14 protein-coding genes are annotated in these 16805 nt (G+C 50.8%); 9 read left to right on the plus strand and 5 right to left on the minus strand.

Annotated features, from left to right (window positions below; translation table 11 throughout):
• The 9 genes from ACFQNF_RS15540 to ACFQNF_RS15580 form a co-directional block, all read left to right on the plus strand.
• Positions 1 to 1939 (plus strand): T6SS phospholipase effector Tle1-like catalytic domain-containing protein (locus tag ACFQNF_RS15540; RefSeq protein WP_380188838.1); only part of this gene is annotated, 1939 nt, incomplete at its 5' end.
• A gap of 701 nt (positions 1940 to 2640) precedes the next feature.
• Positions 2641 to 3687, plus strand: a complete 1047-nt coding sequence (locus ACFQNF_RS15545; protein WP_380188839.1) for a phospholipase A — start codon at positions 2641 to 2643, stop codon at positions 3685 to 3687.
• Positions 3688 to 4343: 656 nt separating this feature from the next.
• Positions 4344 to 5309 carry an ABC transporter substrate-binding protein gene (locus ACFQNF_RS15550; protein ID WP_380188840.1) on the plus strand — a complete coding sequence of 322 codons (966 nt, stop codon included), beginning with the start codon at positions 4344 to 4346 and terminating at the stop codon, positions 5307 to 5309.
• A 10-nt stretch (positions 5310 to 5319) separates the two neighbouring features.
• Positions 5320 to 6141, plus strand: coding sequence for an ABC transporter permease (locus tag ACFQNF_RS15555; protein ID WP_380188841.1), 822 nt, complete (start codon positions 5320 to 5322; stop codon positions 6139 to 6141).
• 2 nt (positions 6142 to 6143) lie between these two features.
• Positions 6144 to 6938, plus strand: a complete 795-nt coding sequence (locus ACFQNF_RS15560) for an ABC transporter ATP-binding protein (protein WP_380188842.1) — start codon at positions 6144 to 6146, stop codon at positions 6936 to 6938.
• A 2-nt stretch (positions 6939 to 6940) separates the two neighbouring features.
• On the plus strand, positions 6941 to 8767 hold the full coding sequence (locus tag ACFQNF_RS15565) for an ATP-binding protein (protein WP_380188843.1): 1827 nt from the start codon (positions 6941 to 6943) through the stop codon (positions 8765 to 8767).
• The gene (locus ACFQNF_RS15570; RefSeq protein WP_380188844.1) at positions 8764 to 10077 is read left to right on the plus strand and encodes a sigma-54-dependent transcriptional regulator; all 1314 of its coding nucleotides are present in this window, start codon (positions 8764 to 8766) and stop codon (positions 10075 to 10077) included. Before ACFQNF_RS15565 ends, ACFQNF_RS15570 begins: the two co-directional genes overlap by 4 nt.
• Positions 10078 to 10365: 288 nt before the next feature.
• The gene (locus tag ACFQNF_RS15575) at positions 10366 to 10695 is read left to right on the plus strand and encodes a CopG family ribbon-helix-helix protein (protein ID WP_380188845.1); all 330 of its coding nucleotides are present in this window, start codon (positions 10366 to 10368) and stop codon (positions 10693 to 10695) included.
• Complete coding sequence (locus ACFQNF_RS15580) at positions 10692 to 10994, plus strand: type II toxin-antitoxin system RelE/ParE family toxin (RefSeq protein WP_380188846.1); 303 nt, start codon at positions 10692 to 10694, stop codon at positions 10992 to 10994. Before ACFQNF_RS15575 ends, ACFQNF_RS15580 begins: the two co-directional genes overlap by 4 nt.
• Positions 10995 to 11420: 426 nt before the next feature.
• On the opposite strand, the gene ccmI is transcribed toward ACFQNF_RS15580, so the two are convergent.
• From ccmI to ccmE, 5 genes are all read right to left on the minus strand, one after another.
• Positions 11421 to 12263 (minus strand): c-type cytochrome biogenesis protein CcmI, encoded by an 843-nt coding sequence (gene ccmI, locus ACFQNF_RS15585; RefSeq protein WP_380188847.1) that lies wholly within the window; start codon positions 12261 to 12263, stop codon positions 11421 to 11423.
• A 178-nt stretch (positions 12264 to 12441) separates the two neighbouring features.
• Positions 12442 to 12867: a cytochrome c-type biogenesis protein gene (locus ACFQNF_RS15590; RefSeq protein ID WP_380188848.1), complete on the minus strand. Its 426-nt coding sequence runs from the start codon at positions 12865 to 12867 to the stop codon at positions 12442 to 12444.
• 197 nt (positions 12868 to 13064) lie between these two features.
• Positions 13065 to 13583 carry a DsbE family thiol:disulfide interchange protein gene (locus tag ACFQNF_RS15595; RefSeq protein ID WP_380188849.1) on the minus strand — a complete coding sequence of 173 codons (519 nt, stop codon included), beginning with the start codon at positions 13581 to 13583 and terminating at the stop codon, positions 13065 to 13067.
• 134 nt (positions 13584 to 13717) lie between these two features.
• Positions 13718 to 15694: a heme lyase CcmF/NrfE family subunit gene (locus ACFQNF_RS15600; protein WP_380188850.1), complete on the minus strand. Its 1977-nt coding sequence runs from the start codon at positions 15692 to 15694 to the stop codon at positions 13718 to 13720.
• A 337-nt stretch (positions 15695 to 16031) separates the two neighbouring features.
• The gene (gene ccmE / locus ACFQNF_RS15605) at positions 16032 to 16475 is read right to left on the minus strand and encodes a cytochrome c maturation protein CcmE (RefSeq protein ID WP_380188851.1); all 444 of its coding nucleotides are present in this window, start codon (positions 16473 to 16475) and stop codon (positions 16032 to 16034) included.
• Positions 16476 to 16805 lie beyond the last annotated feature (330 nt).

Below are 16805 nucleotides of genomic sequence, written 5' to 3' on the forward strand. Positions count from 1 at the left end.
GGAGCTTAAAGCGCAAAAGCTAAAGGACATTAAGAAGGATGAAGATAAAGATTGGCCTAAGGCGGTTCCGCAGGGTGAGCGGTGTTTTTATCGAAAAACCTATATTCCTGGCGTGGGTACGCCATTTGTAGAGCTAGGCGATATCACTCCGTCTGCTAAAAAAAGCTCAATGCTTTCTGCTGCGTATGCCAAGGTCGCTGAATATTCAGTTGATCGTGTTTCCAATAAGGGCGGTGAAGTCGCCGCATTATTTGGTGAAGTCAGGATTAATTGGGCTTTGTTGCAGCTTACTAATCATTTGCATGAAGCCATTCTTGGTTCACCTCATCCTTCAAGCGCGCTGAAAGCGGATGGCAAATTGGCGCAGAAAATGATCAGCTCAGCAAGCGCTGCGATGAGTGATGTTGTCCGCTTAACTAATCCCATGGCTCGAATTCTTTTTGATCAACGCATTGATCGCAATAAAACGCTTAGAGAGCGATCAGAACAACTACGCCCACTTATTGCGCCATTTATTCAGGGCCGGGTGCAGGGTAAGCCAAAAATTAAAAGGGTGAGAATTGCTGTTTTTGGCTTTTCCCGTGGGGCGGCTGCGGCGCGCGTGTTTGTGACTTGGCTAAAGCAAGCGTATGGCTCAGAGATTGCCGGGCTTGAATTGAAAGTTGATTTCCTAGGTATTTTTGATACGGTTGCCTCGGTGGGCTTGGCTCAGTCTGCGCCCACTCAAGATGGGCATAGCGGCTGGGCGAGCGCTGAAAATTTAAAAGTCGCTGATGATGTTAGGTGCGTGCATCTGGTGGCGGCCCATGAGGTAAGGGGCTCTTTCCCTTTGGATGCAATAGGCAGCGGCGCACTGCATAAAGAAGTGATGTATCCAGGGGTGCATTCTGATGTGGGCGGGGGCTATGAGCCGTTGGAGCAGGGGCGATCGATCGGAGAGAGTGCTACAGCACAAAGGTTAAAGGCTACGCAAAAAGAGCTGTATGTTGAAGACGAAAACTCGCCATACGCAGGGGTCATCCCTGCAGAGGATAAGGCTAAGTGTCTTGCTGAATTTGCTGTTACAGGTGATAGTAAAAAATTATCGCAAATCCCTTTAGCTCAAATGTATAGGGAAGCTTTAATTGCTGGTGTGCCCTTGATTCCCTCCTCAGAATTGCGGGCAATTAGAATGCGTAATTTTGCGATTCATCCGGAAACAATCAAAATATTTAACCAATATATAGAAAGCACAAAAGCTGCGAAAATAAAACCCACGGGCGGAATGTGGTTAACAGAAACGCAGCCGAGTGAATCTCTTCAAGTATTAAGCCGCAGGCATTACGGGCAATTTTTGGCTTGGCGAAAGCAAAGGTTAGGGCGAATTCATTTATTGCCCGAATTGCAAAATAGTTTTTATTCTTCAAAGGCCCGGGATATAAATGATTTTCAAAGAGAGGATGTTAATTTAGCCAAAGAGCTTGAGCTTTTAAGGAGTAGGGCCACGATGATTCAGGGTGAAAAACAGGCCCAATGGGATTCATCTATTCAATACATATGGGATCAGGAAGTCTTGATCCCAGCGCTGGTGCCGCTATTTGAAACGCTGATGCATGATTCAAAAGCATGGTTTGGATTAGAGCCATACAGAATGTGGGGCTATTTGCGCTGGCGGAAGATTTATTTAGCCGATGGAAAAGCCGCTTCTCAAACGGCAGAAAAGATAGATGATTCAGAGCATGTGCAGCGTCTTGAAAAGAATAAACAGGTGCAGTTGGATAATGAGCGCATCACGCACGAGGCCAGAATGAGAAGCTTGGAAGGGCAGCGAGTGGGGGCGGCTAAGCAACAGCAGTTAGGGAAGGATATGTCGGAGTTTTCGCGTATTAATCAGCAGCAAAGGCAGGAAGAATTGCTGCGCCATCAACAGGCACTCAAGCAAATTCAAGGGCATAAATAAGCAGTATTTTTTATCAAGCTGCACCTGATTTACCTGCCGCTTATTTAAATCATTAGCCCAAGTGCGGGTAAAAGGGCAGACTGCGGCTTTGGATGCGTTGTATACGCTTAAATTGCTTAAGCCTTGCGGCAATCGAGACTTTCAGTACGATATTTCCACCGTCTTTCAGGAGCGGTAGCCGTGTTTGCACGGTAAAAAACACGCTTTTAATTTTATTTCCCCTGCGCTATAAATTGGTCTTTAGCGATGCGGGCATTGATTAATTTTTTTAAATAAAAAACCTTTGCGCTCACTGCGCTGATTCCAGTAGCGGTGTTTCTCTGTTTTCGGTGATGCTGAATAGAGGGGAAAATGATTAAGAGTTTGCCAGTTTATATTGCCATTTATTTGGCATATTGAGCGTTGGCAGAAAAGCCTGCCGGATAAAAACAGGCAAGAAGGCTTAATGAGAGATTGCATAAAGCCGTGGTTTGTTTGTGGGGAGCGTAAACTTGCGTAAAAGCACAGAGCGGCGCAGAAAGATGAGCTTATACCGCTTGAAATGATAGAAAATGATGTGCTGCTGTAATTAGTAGTACTACGCCTTCAATTTGATTCAACATTATTGTTTTGTCTGGACTTTTGATTTGTATCTATTTTGCATAGTGGGTCATTGTCACTTGTTATGCAGCAGATTAAATTTTTAGCAAGGAAAGTTGCTTATGCATTACTCAAAAATACTGGCTCTTGGCTTGGCGGTCACTGCTGCCCATGTTACGGCAGCTACGGGCACATTGCAGCATTGCAAAGCCATCGCAGATGCCAAAGCTAGGCTGGCTTGTTATGACAGCATCGATCATGCAGGGGGAGGTGTAACAGCACCTGAGCTCAGCGTTGAGGCGGTCGAAAAATCAAGCTCGGAACCACGCCCTTCGCCTATTGCCGATATTAATCAATCGGCACCTTCGGCTTTAGGTGATCAATGGGAGCTGGATCAAAAAAAAGGCACTTTTGCCTTACGCACTTATAAAACGAATTATTTCCTACCGCTAAGTTATAGCGACAACCGTAATCAGCATCCCAGCTCATCGGCTTCGACAGGGGAGCAACTTCCATTGGCGCCGGGAATAGGTGCTGTTAATGATGCTGAAGCTAAATTCCAATTGAGTTTTAAAGTAAAAGCGTTGGAAAGTATTTTTTCTGATAGAGCAGATCTATGGCTAGCCTACACGCAAAAAAGCTATTGGCAATTGTATAATAGCGATTATTCTGCACCATTTCGTGAGACAAATTATGAGCCAGAAGCCATTTTATCTATTCGAACAGATTTAGATTTAGGCTTTATAAAATGGCGTTTTTTGAATCTGGGTTTGGCACACCAGTCAAATGGACGCAGCAATCCATTATCGCGTAGCTGGAATCGTGCATATGCTGATTTTGGCTTTGAAAAAAACAATTTCTCACTAGAAATTCGCCCATGGTATCGGTTCAAAGAGCAGGATGGAACCGATGATAATCCGGATTTGCTGGATTTTATGGGCCATGGGGATGTAACTGCGCGTTATCGATTTGATTCAGGACAAGAATTAAGCGCATTGGTGCGTCAAAATTTTCGCACGGGCAATGGTGGGGTACAGCTGGACTGGACGTACCCACTGACGGGCAATTTGAAAGCGTATGTGCAAGTTTTTAGTGGCTATGGCGATAACTTGCTTGATTACAATAGACGCCAAAATGTATTAGGGTTCGGCATCGCTATTTCGCCATAATCTATTAAGGTATGTTTTTTTAAAATAAATGTTGCTTTGATTGGGCCTTCATTTTCCAGGCTTTTGGGGGCCCAGTAAAAATGCTGGGCCCCCTTTACTGACTACAGTACTTGAGGGCAGACTTTAAGCCAAAGTGACGAAGGTGAATAAATCATAGCTTCTTTAGGCCCTCAATTCTGGCTATTATTTTAACTGAGCAGAGGCAGGAAGCCCACCGTATTTTAATAAGTGGTTAATCGCTGTTTTGTTATGTTCAGCACAGCTATGGCCAGGTTGTTTTAGAATTTACGCGGGGCTCTCGTTTTGGATTATTGTGGTCCGGTATTTTTCTGATTTGGGTTTCGTTGTCTCTTCTTCTCTTGCTACATCCGGCCCTTTTTTTGCCACTGGCGTATTTCCTATGTCGGCTGATGCAAGCGGTGGGTTTTCTTCTGAATGATGGCGGTTTCCCGCCGCTAAACTGTATGTGATTCTGTAGTTTCGCCATAAAACAGCTCATGCCTATTTCTAGCACGCCTTACTTTTCTCTTTGTAGGCAAGGGTTTGCAATGTAGTTACTTTGCATGGGCTAGCTGGCAAGCTAATTGCTCATTATTAGACGTAAGCCAATCAGGCTTTGATTGATTTTGCCCTCGTCTTTTAGCTACGGAGTTGCAATGATGAAATTCACTTTGATCGCATCACTAGCCATGACTTCCTTTTCTGTCTATGCCGCAGAAGATGTCATTCGTCTTGGTAATCTCAAGTTCGCCCATTACGGTGCGGTATCGTATATCAAGGAAATCGCGCCTAAATGCGGGATTAAGGTAGAGGAGCGGATGTTTGCCAAGGGGCTGGATATTATGCCGGCCATTATTGCGGGCGAGATTGATGTGGCGGCCAGTGCGGCGGACGCGGCGATTGCTGGGCGTGCAGGCGGCGTGCCGGTGTATGCGGTGGCAGGTTTTGCCAAAGGCGGCATCAGGATTGTGGTGCAGCCGGGTTCAGCCATTAAAAACGTGGCGGATTTTAAAGGTAAATCGGTAGGGGTGGCACGTGGCGGCGCGCAGGAGCTGGCGCTGTTGGCGGAGCTGGCTAAGGCGAATCTGAGCTGGTCTGAAAAGCCGGGCAAGGATGTCAAAATCGTTTACCTGCCGTTTGCAGATTTAAACCAAGCGCTGATGCAAAAGCAGATTGATGCTATGTCGCAATCTGAGCCACAGGCTTCGCAAGCGATTAATAAAGGTTTTGGTGTGGAATTGCTAAAGCCTTACGATAGCCCGATGGGCGAGCCGATTCGTACCCTTGTGATGAGCGAGAAGCTTTACAGCAGTAATCGCCCGCTGGCTGAAAAGTTTATGAAATGCTTTGTGCAAGCCACCAAAGCTTTTATGGACGATCCTAAGCTTGCCGAAAACTATGTGCGTAGCAATATGTTTAAAGGCCAGATTACGGTGGATGATTATCAGGACGCCATCGCTAATTCGCCGTTTTATTACAACCTGAGCGTTGAGCATATGCAGATCACCACTGATTTTATGGTGAAGTATGGCGTGGGCAAGATGGTGAAACCGCCGGTGGCTAAAGAGTGGGTCAAGCTTGATCTGCTTGATCAGGCCAAGAAATCTTTAAACGTGAAATAAGGGCCATCCGATGAATAAAGCAATAGTGGGCCGTATCGCAACCGGCCTTTGGGTGCCTGTTTTATTGATTGCGCTTTGGCAGGCTGCGGCGATGGCGGGTTGGTTAAATCCACAGATTTTGCCTTCACCGTGGCAGGTGGTGGTGCGCTGGTATGCGTATTTATTGCCGATGGAGGCCTATGACGCCAGCCAGAGCAGCTATGTCGCTTGGTTGTTTTCTGGGGAGATGATCCACGATGCCATCGGCACGCTGTATCGGGTAATTGTGGGCTTTGCGATTGGCGCGGGGCTGGCTTTGCCTTTGGGGCTGTTAATGGGGGCCAGCCCGCGAGTGTATAGCTGGTTTAATCCCTTGATTCAGGTGTTAAGGCCGATTCCACCGATTGCCTATATTCCGCTCTCTATCTTATGGTTTGGTCTTGGCAATGCACCGGCGATTTTTCTGATTGTAATTGGTGCGTTTTTCCCTGTTTTGATGAATACCATTGCCGGGGTTCGTCAGGTCGATTCTATTTATCTGCGTGCGGCGCGTAATTTAGGCGCAGGCCAGAGCACCTTGTTTCTGAAAGTGATCTTACCGGCGGCCACACCGTATATTTTGGCCGGTGCACGTATTGGGGTGGGCACGGCGTTTATTGTGGTGATCGTTTCAGAAATGATTGCGGTGAATAACGGGCTGGGCTTCAGAATATTGGAAGCGCGTGAGTATTTTTGGTCAGACAAAATCATTGCGGGTATGTTGACGATCGGCTTATTGGGCCTTGCGATCGATATGGCGATGAATAAACTCAATAACCACTTGTTGCGCTGGCACCGCGGCTTGGAGCACTAATCATGACGGCACAAATCAAAATAGAGCAGGTAAATAAGATTTTTAAAACGCCTGGCGACGATGTGGTGGCCTTGAGGGATATTAATCTGGAGATCCCCAATGGGCAGTTTGTTTGCCTGCTTGGGCCATCGGGCTGTGGCAAATCAACCTTGCTCAACGCGGTGGCTGGGTTTTCTCACCCAACAAGCGGCAGCATCACCGTGGATGGCACGCTGATTAAAGACACTGGGCCAGATCGCGGCATGGTGTTTCAGGAATATGCGCTGTTCCCTTGGATGACGGTTGAGCAGAATATTGCCTTTGGCCTGACTATCCAAAATATGCCGCAGGAACAGATCGATAGCAAAGTGGCCGAGCTTTTAGAAACGCTAAAGCTGGTGGAGTTTCGCAAGCGTTTTCCTAAGGATTTGTCTGGCGGCATGCGCCAACGCGTGGCCATTGCGCGTATTTTGGCGCTTAATTCGCCGATTATGCTGATGGATGAGCCTTTTGGCGCGCTGGATGCGCTCACCCGCCGCAGTTTGCAAGATGAGCTGCTTAAAATATGGCAGGAGCATAAAAAAACCATTCTGTTTGTCACCCACAGCATCGAGGAATCGATTTATCTGGCCGATCGCATCATTGTGCTTACTTATCGCCCCGGTACGGTAAAGCGCGATGTGCTGGTGGATATTCCAAGGCCGCGTGACCCTAGCTCGGCCGAATTTAACGCGCTTAAACGTGAGCTTGGTGCCTTGGTGATGGAAGAGCAGCAGCGTCATCAGCAGGCCGAGCTGTGCGGATCGAGCTCTGATTAAAGATGCTTAAACCAGCGCGATATTTCTGGATATTGGCGACACTTTGCTTGGCGGGCAGCCTGTTGTGGCTGGCCGCCCAGTGGAGTGAGCGCAACGCGCTGGCGCAATTGCGCACTGCTGGTCAGCATCGCCTCGATGTTTACACCGGCAGCTTGCGTAATGCGGTAGAGCGTTACACATGGCTACCCTTTGTTTTATCCAGCCAGCGTGATCTAGCTGATTTACTGCGTACCCCGCAGGATGCGATGCTCTTGGAGCGGGTGAATCGCCATCTAAAAGCAGTGAACGACGCGGCGCAGGCCTCGGCGATTTATGTATTAAATGCCGAAGGCTTGGCGCTGGCATCCAGTAACTGGGATAGCCCGCAGAGCTATATCGGCAATAACTATGCGTTTCGGCCCTATTATCAGCAAGCCCGCTTGGGCTACGCAGGGCGCTTTTATGGCGTGGGCTTTACCACGCAACAACCCGGTTATTTTTTATCTTATCCAATCAGAGATGGCGAGCGGGTGCTGGGTGTGGTGGTGGCCAAAGTGAGCCTCGATGCACTGGAGAGCAATTGGCGCGAGACTGGCGAGCGCATGCTGGTGAGTGATAAAGACGGCATTGCATTTTTAGCCACCGATCCGGCTTGGAAATGGCACACGCTAGTCCCTTTGCCCAGCTATACGCTGCGATATATTAAAGAGAGCCGCCAATATGGCCGCAATGTTTTTCCAGAGCTGGGTTTGCTAAAACGGCAGCGCTTAGATGGCAATACCCAATTGGCGCGTTTTAAAACAGGCAACGATCAAGCCGATCTGCTGGTGCAAACCGCCCAAGTGCCTGATCTGGGCTGGCAAATTGTGCTCTTTACGGATCTCACCTCGATCCGGCAGGGCGTGAGCCGCGTCTTGCTCGGTACCAGCCTTGGTTTATTGGCTTTGCTGGCATGGTATTTATTCTGGCGGCAAAGGCGGCGGCGTATTCGCGACAATCTGCGTGCCAGTCAGGCACTCAAACAGGCCCATGATCAGCTAGAGCAAAAAGTCGCTGCGCGTACTGATGATTTACTGGGGGCCAATACCCAGTTGCAACGCGAAATTGCCGAGCGTATTCGCACCGAGCTTGATCTGCGTGCGGCGCAAAATGAGCTGGTGCAAGCAGGCAAAATGGCCGTGCTGGGCCAGATGGTCGCTGGTGTAACGCATGAACTCAACCAACCCCTGACTGCTATGCGTGCCTTGGCCGACAATGCCAAATTGCTGCTGGAGCGCGGCAATACCACTGAGGTAGCGGGCAATCTGGTGTATATCAGCCAGCTAACCGAGCGCATGGGCAAAATCACTGGCCAGCTGCGCTCTTTTGCCCGAAAAAGCGATAATCGCGCCGAGCCGGTACTGCTGACGCAATCCATTGCCAATGCCCTGCTTTTACTGGAGCAACGCTTGCGCCAGCAAAGGGTGGTATTAAATATCGAGCAGCCCGATCAGGTTTGGGTGCTGTGCAATGCGGTACGGCTAGAGCAAGTGCTGATTAATTTGCTCAGAAACGCCCTAGATGCAGTAAAAAATCAGCCCGATGCCCAGATTCTGCTGGCGGTGCAGCAGGTGCAGGACAAAGTAAAAATAAGCGTACTCGATAATGGCCCCGGCATTGCTGCAGAGCAGTTGTCTAATGTGTTTGATCCTTTTTTTACCACCAAGGGCGACGCTGAAGGCTTGGGCCTAGGGTTGGCGATTTCGCTATCGATTGTGCGTGATTTTGGTGGCAATTTGCAGGCCAGCAATCGCCCTGAAGGCGGGGCTTGTTTTGAACTGGAATTGCTCGTACCTCAGGAGCAGCAATGAAAGTGCTATTGATCGACGATGAAGCGATGATTCGCCATGCAGGCAGCCAAACGCTGGAGCTGGCTGGCTTTGAGGTAGAAACCTTTGCCGACGCCGAATCGGCCCTACCACTCTTGCAAACTGATTTTGCGGGTGTAGTGGTGTGCGATGTGTGCTTGCCGGGGCTGGACGGTTTGCAGCTGCTGGCTAAAAGCGTGCAGCGGGACGCCGAGCTGCCCGTGGTGCTGATTACTGGCCATGGCGATGTGGCGATGGCGGTGCAGGCGATGCGGGATGGCGCTTATGATTTTATCGAAAAACCTTTTTCATCCGAGCAACTGATCGAAGTAGTGCGGCGGGCAGAGGAAAAACGCAAGCTGGTGCTGGAAAACCGCCAACTGCGGCGTGAACTAGAGCGCAGATCCGGCATAGAAGGACGCTTGCTTGGCCGCGGCGCAGGCATAGAGCAATTGCGCCGCCGCATTATGAATATCGCCGATACCGATGCCGATGTGCTGATTATAGGCGAAACCGGCACGGGTAAAGAGCTGGTGGCGCGTTGCCTGCACGAACACAGCTATCGTGCAGCGCATCCCTTTGTGGCGCTTAATTGCGGCGCGCTACCCGAGCAATTGTTTGAAAGTGAAATCTTCGGCCATGAAGCAGGCGCATTCACCGGCGCAAGCAAGCTGCGGATCGGCAAAATTGAATACGCAAATGGCGGCACGCTGTTTCTGGACGAGCTGGAAAGTATGCCGCTAACGCTGCAAGTGAAGTTGCTGCGGGTCTTGCAAGAGCGGCAGCTGGAGCGCCTTGGCGGCAATGTCAGCATCCCCGTCAATTGCCGGGTGATTGCCGCCAGCAAAAGCGATTTAAAGCTGCTAAGCGATCAGCAGCAGTTTCGGCTGGATCTTTACTACCGCTTGAATGTCGCCACGCTAAATTTACTGCCCTTGCGGGAGCGGCGCGAAGATATTCCACTTTTATTTGAGCATTTTGTACTGCAAGCCGCGCTGCGCTACCACCGCCCCGCGCCTATCGTGGCCCCTGCCCGGATGCGGGAGCTGATGTTGCAAAGTTGGCCCGGTAATGTGCGTGAGCTGCGCAATGTGGCTGATCGCTTTGTGCTGGCGCTGCTGGATGATCTGCCCGCCAGCGAAGCCGCACTTGATTTGCCCTCGCTGGTGGAGCGCTTCGAAAAAAACCTCATCGAAGATGCCCTACTGCGCGCCGGAGGCCAAATCACCGCCGCCAGCCTATCCCTCGGCCTGCCGCGTAAAACGCTGTATGACAAAGTGAAGAAATATCACTTGGGGGCGGGTGAAGGTTAGTTTGGGGGCATAAGTATCTACACAAGTCTTGTAGAAGAAAAAGGTCACCGTAGGGTGGGTTAGGCCGCTCTTGATGCTCATTAGGGCGCTGATCTATGTCGCGCGTAACCCACCATGACACTGCGCTGCGGTGGGTTACGGCCTAGATAGGGCAGCGCCCATATTTAATACATTTTCTGGCCTAACCCACCCTACGGATACATTCTTATTCATTTCAACTTGTGTAGATACTTAGGTTTTTTTTGGGGGGCTATTGTATATGGGGATTTATGGAGTGCTTTTGGCTCCGTGATTGAGCTGAAGTATGCGAGCTGGGGCTTTTTCTTGGGTGATGGCTTGTTGATGTATTACAATGAAAACATTGCAATGCATGGGAGCTTAATCATGAGCATGATGTCGATGCGTTTGCCGGATGAGTTAAGCCAGCAGCTGGAAGCGCTGGCTGTGGCGACCGGGCGTAGCAAATCTTATCTGGCCGGGCAGGCCATCCGGGCTTTTGTCGAGCAGGAAGCTTGGCAGATCAAGGAAATTAAAGCTGCGCTGCAAGAGGCCGATGTAGGTGATTTTGCCAGTGACGAGGAAGTGGCTGAGCTAAGCGCAAAGTGGCAGCCGCTTTGAATCATCCCCACACCCTGCGGCTTAGGTGGCTGCGCAAGGCGCTCTCCAATCTGGATGCCGAGGCGGAATATATCGCGCAGCAAAACCCGCAAGCCGCAGCCGAGATGTTTGCCTATGTGAAAGCCAAAGTTGAAGGCTTGGCTAATTTCCCAGCATCGGGCAGGCCGGGGCGCGTACCTAGTACGCGTGAGCTGATCATTGACCGATATCCCTTGCTGGTGCCCTATCGCGTAGTGGGTAATGAATTGCATGTACTTAGGGTATTTCACACTCGCCGCAAGCCGCCGCTCAGTTGGTAGGGTAAGGCCAGCACCCTAGCTATAGGTATCACTAAGGCTTTTGTCATGTGCCAATTAGCCATTTCATCATGTAATTCGTAGGGCGTTAATAAAGCCAAGCGTTTTTTGCTTGGCTGCATTACGCCGCATGGTGGTTTGCCACATACGGCGCAATGCGTCTGAATAAAGCCTCAGACTTATTGCGCCCTACGGTTTGGTATTGATGTAAGTATGGCTTGATGCGCATAGGGTAAAGCCAGAGCCCTCCTGCTCTGGAGTGCTCGGTGAAGGTGCTATGCCGGATTCTGGCTCTATTTCGCTAAAGCTTTTATTTCAGGCTAAAGCAGCACCCTTGCCACCATAAAGCACCTTAGTTCAAATCTTTTTTTCTCCGTGAAACTCCGTGTTCTCCGTGGTTCAAGAGTTGGGTTGTAATACGGAACAGAGCTACTTCACCGCATCCTTAGGCTTATCCAATAAGCGGATTTCTTCTTTTAGCCATTGCTCATCCTCAGAGCCAACTTCCAGCAAAATCAGTAGTTTATTCCACCACTCTTTAGCTGCGGCTTTGTCGCCGCGCTCGACGGCGGCGCTGCCCGCTAGCATCAGGGCATCAGGCTCGCTGGCGTTGACGGATAGTGATTTAACGAGTAGGTCGGTTGGTTTGCCTTTGAAACTTTTCTGCTCGATGGCGAGTACGCCTGCAAAACGGGCGATTTCTCCTGCGTCTTTTTCAATGGCGGGCCATGCTTTTTCGTAAGCGCTGATGGCTTCCGCGTAGCGGGCTTGCGATCGATAGCTGCGTGCCAGCATCAGCCAGCCTTGTTGATCGTTCGGCTCTAAAACCATCCGCGCTTCAAGCTTTTTGACCATGGCGGCGATTTCATTTGGGCCGATATTCGGGCGCTGGCGCGTGCTTGGGTCGAGGGCGGTGGGCGTGCCCAGTTTGAAATACAACCCGCCTGCGGCTAAAGGCAGTAGCAGCAATAGGGTGATGACTAAGCCGCGCGCAGATCGCTCGTTGAGCGTTGGGCTGGCGTTGCCGACTTCGTTGATGAGGCGGCTTTCGGCTTCTTGTCGGGCGATGACATGATCAGCTTCGCTTAAACGGCCATAGTGTAAATCTTCATCCAGTTCGGCCAAAATCGTGTCGTGCAGGGCATAGCGCGCGCGGCGAATATCACCGGCTTGCGAGCGGCCCCGTAGCAAAGGCCAAACCAGCGCGGCCAGTGTGATGACCACCATCAGTGCGCAGATCAGGGTAAATAAGCCAAAGTGCGATGTGTTCATTGTTTTTCATCTTTCTTAGGGCGGGGCAAGCCGCGTATTTTTCATAAAAGATAAGCGGGTTTGGGCCTATCAGCAACGTTTCGTAGGAGCGGCTTTAGCCGCGAATGTTTTTAATAAGCCAAGCTTTCGCGGCTAAAGCCGCTCCTACAAAGTGCCTGTTGGCTGTTCTGTATATGCACTATTGAGTATTGCTTGTGCCATCAAACTCTTTTCGCAAAGCGGCCAGCTGGGCTGGATCGACCTCGCTGGGCGTGGATTTGCGGCGGCGGATTTGCCGCAGCAACAGAAACAAACCAATCAAGAGCAGCAGGGGCGGTAGGAGCCATAGCAATAGCGTTCTGGCCTTGAATGGTGGGCGGTAAGTGACAAAGTCACCGTAGCGATCGGTGAGGTGGCTAATGATTTGCGGGTTGCTATCGCCAGCGGCAATGCGCTCTCGCACTTCGCGGCGTAAATCTTCGGCCAGCGGTGCACGCGAGCTGGCTAGGCTTTCATTTTGGCAAACCAGACAGCGTAGCTCGGCAGACAGCTCAAGCAAACGCGCATTCGCGGCCACATCGCTGGCGGCAGGCGCAGCTACCTTGGCCGCTGCGGGCTGTAGCATCAGTGCAAGCCATAATCCACATATGGCCAGAGTGCTAAAACCCAAACCTTGAACCACGGAGGAAAAGGAGGGCACAGAGAGCCACGGAGAAAAGCAAGGATTTCTCTGTGTAACTCCGTGTTCTCTGTGTCCTCCGTGGTTCAGGACCTGGGTTTTAATATTTTGTGTTTTAAAATATGCCAATAAGCGGTAGTTATTCATAGCCGTGCCTTTTGCAGTTCAGGCAGTAAGATGTTTTTAAAGATGTCGGGGGTGACTGCGCCGATGTGTTTGTAAGCAATATTGCCGTTTTTATCGATCACAAAAGTCTCTGGCACGCCGTATACGCCGTAATCAATGCCTACACGGCCATCCCTATCCGCCACCACTACGTTGTAAGGGTTGCCACGGCTTTGTAGCCATTGTTTGGCGTCTTTATCTAAATCTTTATAAGCCAAGCCAACGATGGTGACTTTGTGCTCTGAGGCAATGCTATTGAGCACCGGATGCTCCTGTATACAGGCGCTGCACCATGAGGCCCACACATTGAGCAGCCATGCTTGGCCCTTGAGGCTGGCAGGCGAAAACTGCCCTGTGGCGTCTAAGCGATCAAGCTTAAATTGCGGTGCAGGCTTGCCGATCAGCACGGAAGGTATTTCGCGCGGATTAAGCGTCAAACCCGCCGCCAGCAACAGCGCCAGTGCCGCAAAAATAATTAAAGGAGCAAAGCGTTTCATTAAAACTTCCTAAGCGGTGAAAGTTCTGTAGACACAGAGAATGGGAAGGACACAGAGCACAGAGAGAAACCCCAAAGATAGGTTTGTTTTTCTCTGTGTTCTCCGTGTTCTCATTTAGCTCTGTGTCTACAAGTTTAGGGTTTTACATCCTTAGCAGCCAAGCGCTTCTGCCGATAGCGGCGGTCGGATAGGGCGATGGCTCCGCCCAAGGCCATTAGCAGGCAGCCGTACCAGATCCAGCCAACCATTGGTTTGTAATGGATACGCACCAGCCAGTCGCCGGTAAATGGGTTATCGCCTAGCGGCTCGCCGAGGGATACGTAGATATCTTTGATTGCCGTGTGGTGAATGGCCGCTTCGGTCATCGGCATTTGGCTAGAGAAATACTGGCGCTTTTCAGGCTGCATTACGCTAATCGCCTTGCCGTTTTGGCTAAGTGTAAGTTGGCCTGTGAGCGCAGCGTAATTGCTGGCGCGGGTTGATTTCACAGAGTCAAAGCGGAGGGTGTAGCCCGCAATATTGTGCGTGTCGCCAAAGGCCATGCGTAAGTCGTCTTCGTGCTCATAGCTCGATACCACGGTAACACCGGCTACAAATACCGCAATGCCAAAGTGGGCGATGTGCATGCCAGAAAAAGCCGCAGGTACATTGCAGAGCGCTCTCCACCATGTGTTGCCATTACGGCGGTTACTAATTAAGCGGCGGCTCCAGTCACGTAGCGAGGTGATTGCCACCCAAAGGGCGACGGCGAGTGCGACGGCTACGCCCCATTTCCATTGCCCCCAGCAAAGTGGCAGCAAGACGCCACCTACAATCGCCAAAATCATTGGGCCGTAATAAGCCAGCCATAGGCCGTGGCCATCTTGGTTTTTCCAGCGCACGCTGCCACTTAAACCCATGAGCAACATGGCGGGCATCATCAGAGGAATAAACACGCTGTTGAAATAAGGCGGGCCGACGGAGAGCTTGCCTTGGCCGAGTGCGTCGATGAGTAGCGGGTAAAGCGTGCCAAGGAAAACCGTGGCACAGGCGACGACTAAAATTACATTATTGGCAAGCAGCAGTGCCTCGCGTGAGCACCAGTTGAACGCACCGCCACCTTCTAGCAAGGGCGCGCGCCAGGCATACAGTGCCAGCGATACGCCGATCACGATGCAGAGGAAAATCAAAATAAATAAGCCGCGAGCCGGATCGGTGGCAAAGGCGTGTACCGAAGTCAGTACGCCAGATCGCACTAAAAACGTGCCTAAGAGTGAGAGCGAGAAGGTGCCAATCGCTAGCAATACCGTCCAGTGTTTAAAGGCATTGCGTTTTTCGGCCACTGCCAGCGAGTGAATTAGCGCCGTTCCGGCCAGCCAAGGCATAAAGGAGGCGTTTTCAACCGGATCCCAAAACCACCAGCCACCCCAGCCTAATTCGTAATAAGCCCATGCACTGCCCAGCATAATGCCCAGCGTCAGTGAAACCCATGCGGCGGCAGTCCAGGGGCGGCTCCAGCGCGCCCAGCTGGCATCCAATCGACCAGAAATCAGCGCGGCTACAGCAAAGGCGAAAGCGACCGAAAAGCCGACATAGCCCATGTAAAGCAAGGGCGGGTGAAAGATGAGGCCCAAGTCTTGCAGCAGCGGATTTAAATCTGCGCCATTGCTTGGCGCGGGAAGTTGGCGAATAAAAGGGCTGGAAGTGAGCAAAATAAACAGATATAAGCCACTGCCTACCCAAGCCAATACGCCGCTCACCAAAGATTGCACCGAAAGTGGCAAATTGCGCGCAAACACCGCCACCGCCGCGCCCCAGCCTGCCAGCATCAAGACCCAAAGCAGAAGCGAGCCTTCATGCCCACCCCAGACGGCTGCAAATTTAAACCAGACTGGCAGCAAACTATTGGATTGGCGCGCCACATAGCGAATCGAAAAATCGTCTTGCAAAAAAGCCGTTGCCAGCAGCGCAAAGGCGCTGGTGGTGAGGGCTAATTGCAATAGCGCCGCCGGACGAGCGATGCGCATGGCGGGCAGCCACTGCCTAACCCCGCCCAAAATCCCCAGCGTGCCTTGCACCAGCGCCACCAGCAGCGCCAGAATCAGCGTAAAAGTACCGAGTTCACCAATCATTGTTTTTCCTGAAGTAACGCTGAGCATGGGTCATTAATGGCAAAAGGTCTGTAGACACAGAGAACATGAAGAACACAGAGTACACAGAGAAAACATAAGAATTCTTCGCTGCTGAGTGCTATTTAATCCCATTCATAGGATGTACAACGACGCAGTTGGAGCGCAGAACACGGTACGCAAGAAAAACGACTTGCACACCCTATGAAATCAGCTTTTTTGCTATGTTTGTGTCTTTAGTGATGCCTGTTGTGGGAATAAGAGCCTGCCCACTCTAAGTTTTTCTCTGTGTACTCCGTGTTCTCCCTTTAGCTCTGTGTCTACAGATCTTTTTAAACTTTTATATCTTTTTATCCGCGGCTTTCTGATGCGCTTTGTTTACTGCATCTTGTGCTTCAGGAGGCATATAGTTTTCGTCGTGTTTGGCGAGCACTTCGGTGGCGGTGAAAATACCGTTTTCCCAGCTCCCTTCGGCCACTACGCCTTTGCCTTCTTTAAATAAATCCGGCAATAACCCACGAAATTGCACGGGGATGTTTTTATCGGTGTCGGTGACTGTAAAGCGAATACTCACGCCATCGCTGGAGCGCTTAAGGCTTTTATCCACCACCATCCCGCCCAGCCTAAAAGCCCTGCCATGCGGCGCTTCGCCATTGATGATTTGTGTTGGGGAATAGAAAAACACCAAGTTTTGGCGAAAAGCATTCACTACAAAAAAAGTGACTAAAGCCAGCGTAATTAAAGCACCCACAATCCAAAATATACGTTTACGTCTGGGTGTCATGGGTTTCTCCTTGATGATTCTTGATGGGTTTTCGTAATGCGGGTGAAACCCGCGTATTTTTCAGTATCGCTCGCGGGTTTCACCCCGTAAGTGCTAACCAAAGTCAAAAAGACCTTTTTAGTGCCTTCGGCACAGTGTTTAGGTGCGGGAATCCCCCGCGTGGGCCTCACTTTCTTGCTTCGCCAAGAAAGTAAGCAAAGAAGGCGACCCCACGAAACACGAAAGCCCCTGCGCTGCGGACAATCGAGTCGGCGGCAGGCGGGATTGGCTCGTTCCTCGCTCCCTGGCCGAAACCCCGCCCCGCTTGTTCCTCGCTCCGGCGTGTTTCAA

Source organism: Iodobacter arcticus, from assembly GCF_042664895.1.
Taxonomy (GTDB): domain Bacteria; phylum Pseudomonadota; class Gammaproteobacteria; order Burkholderiales; family Chitinibacteraceae; genus Iodobacter; species Iodobacter arcticus.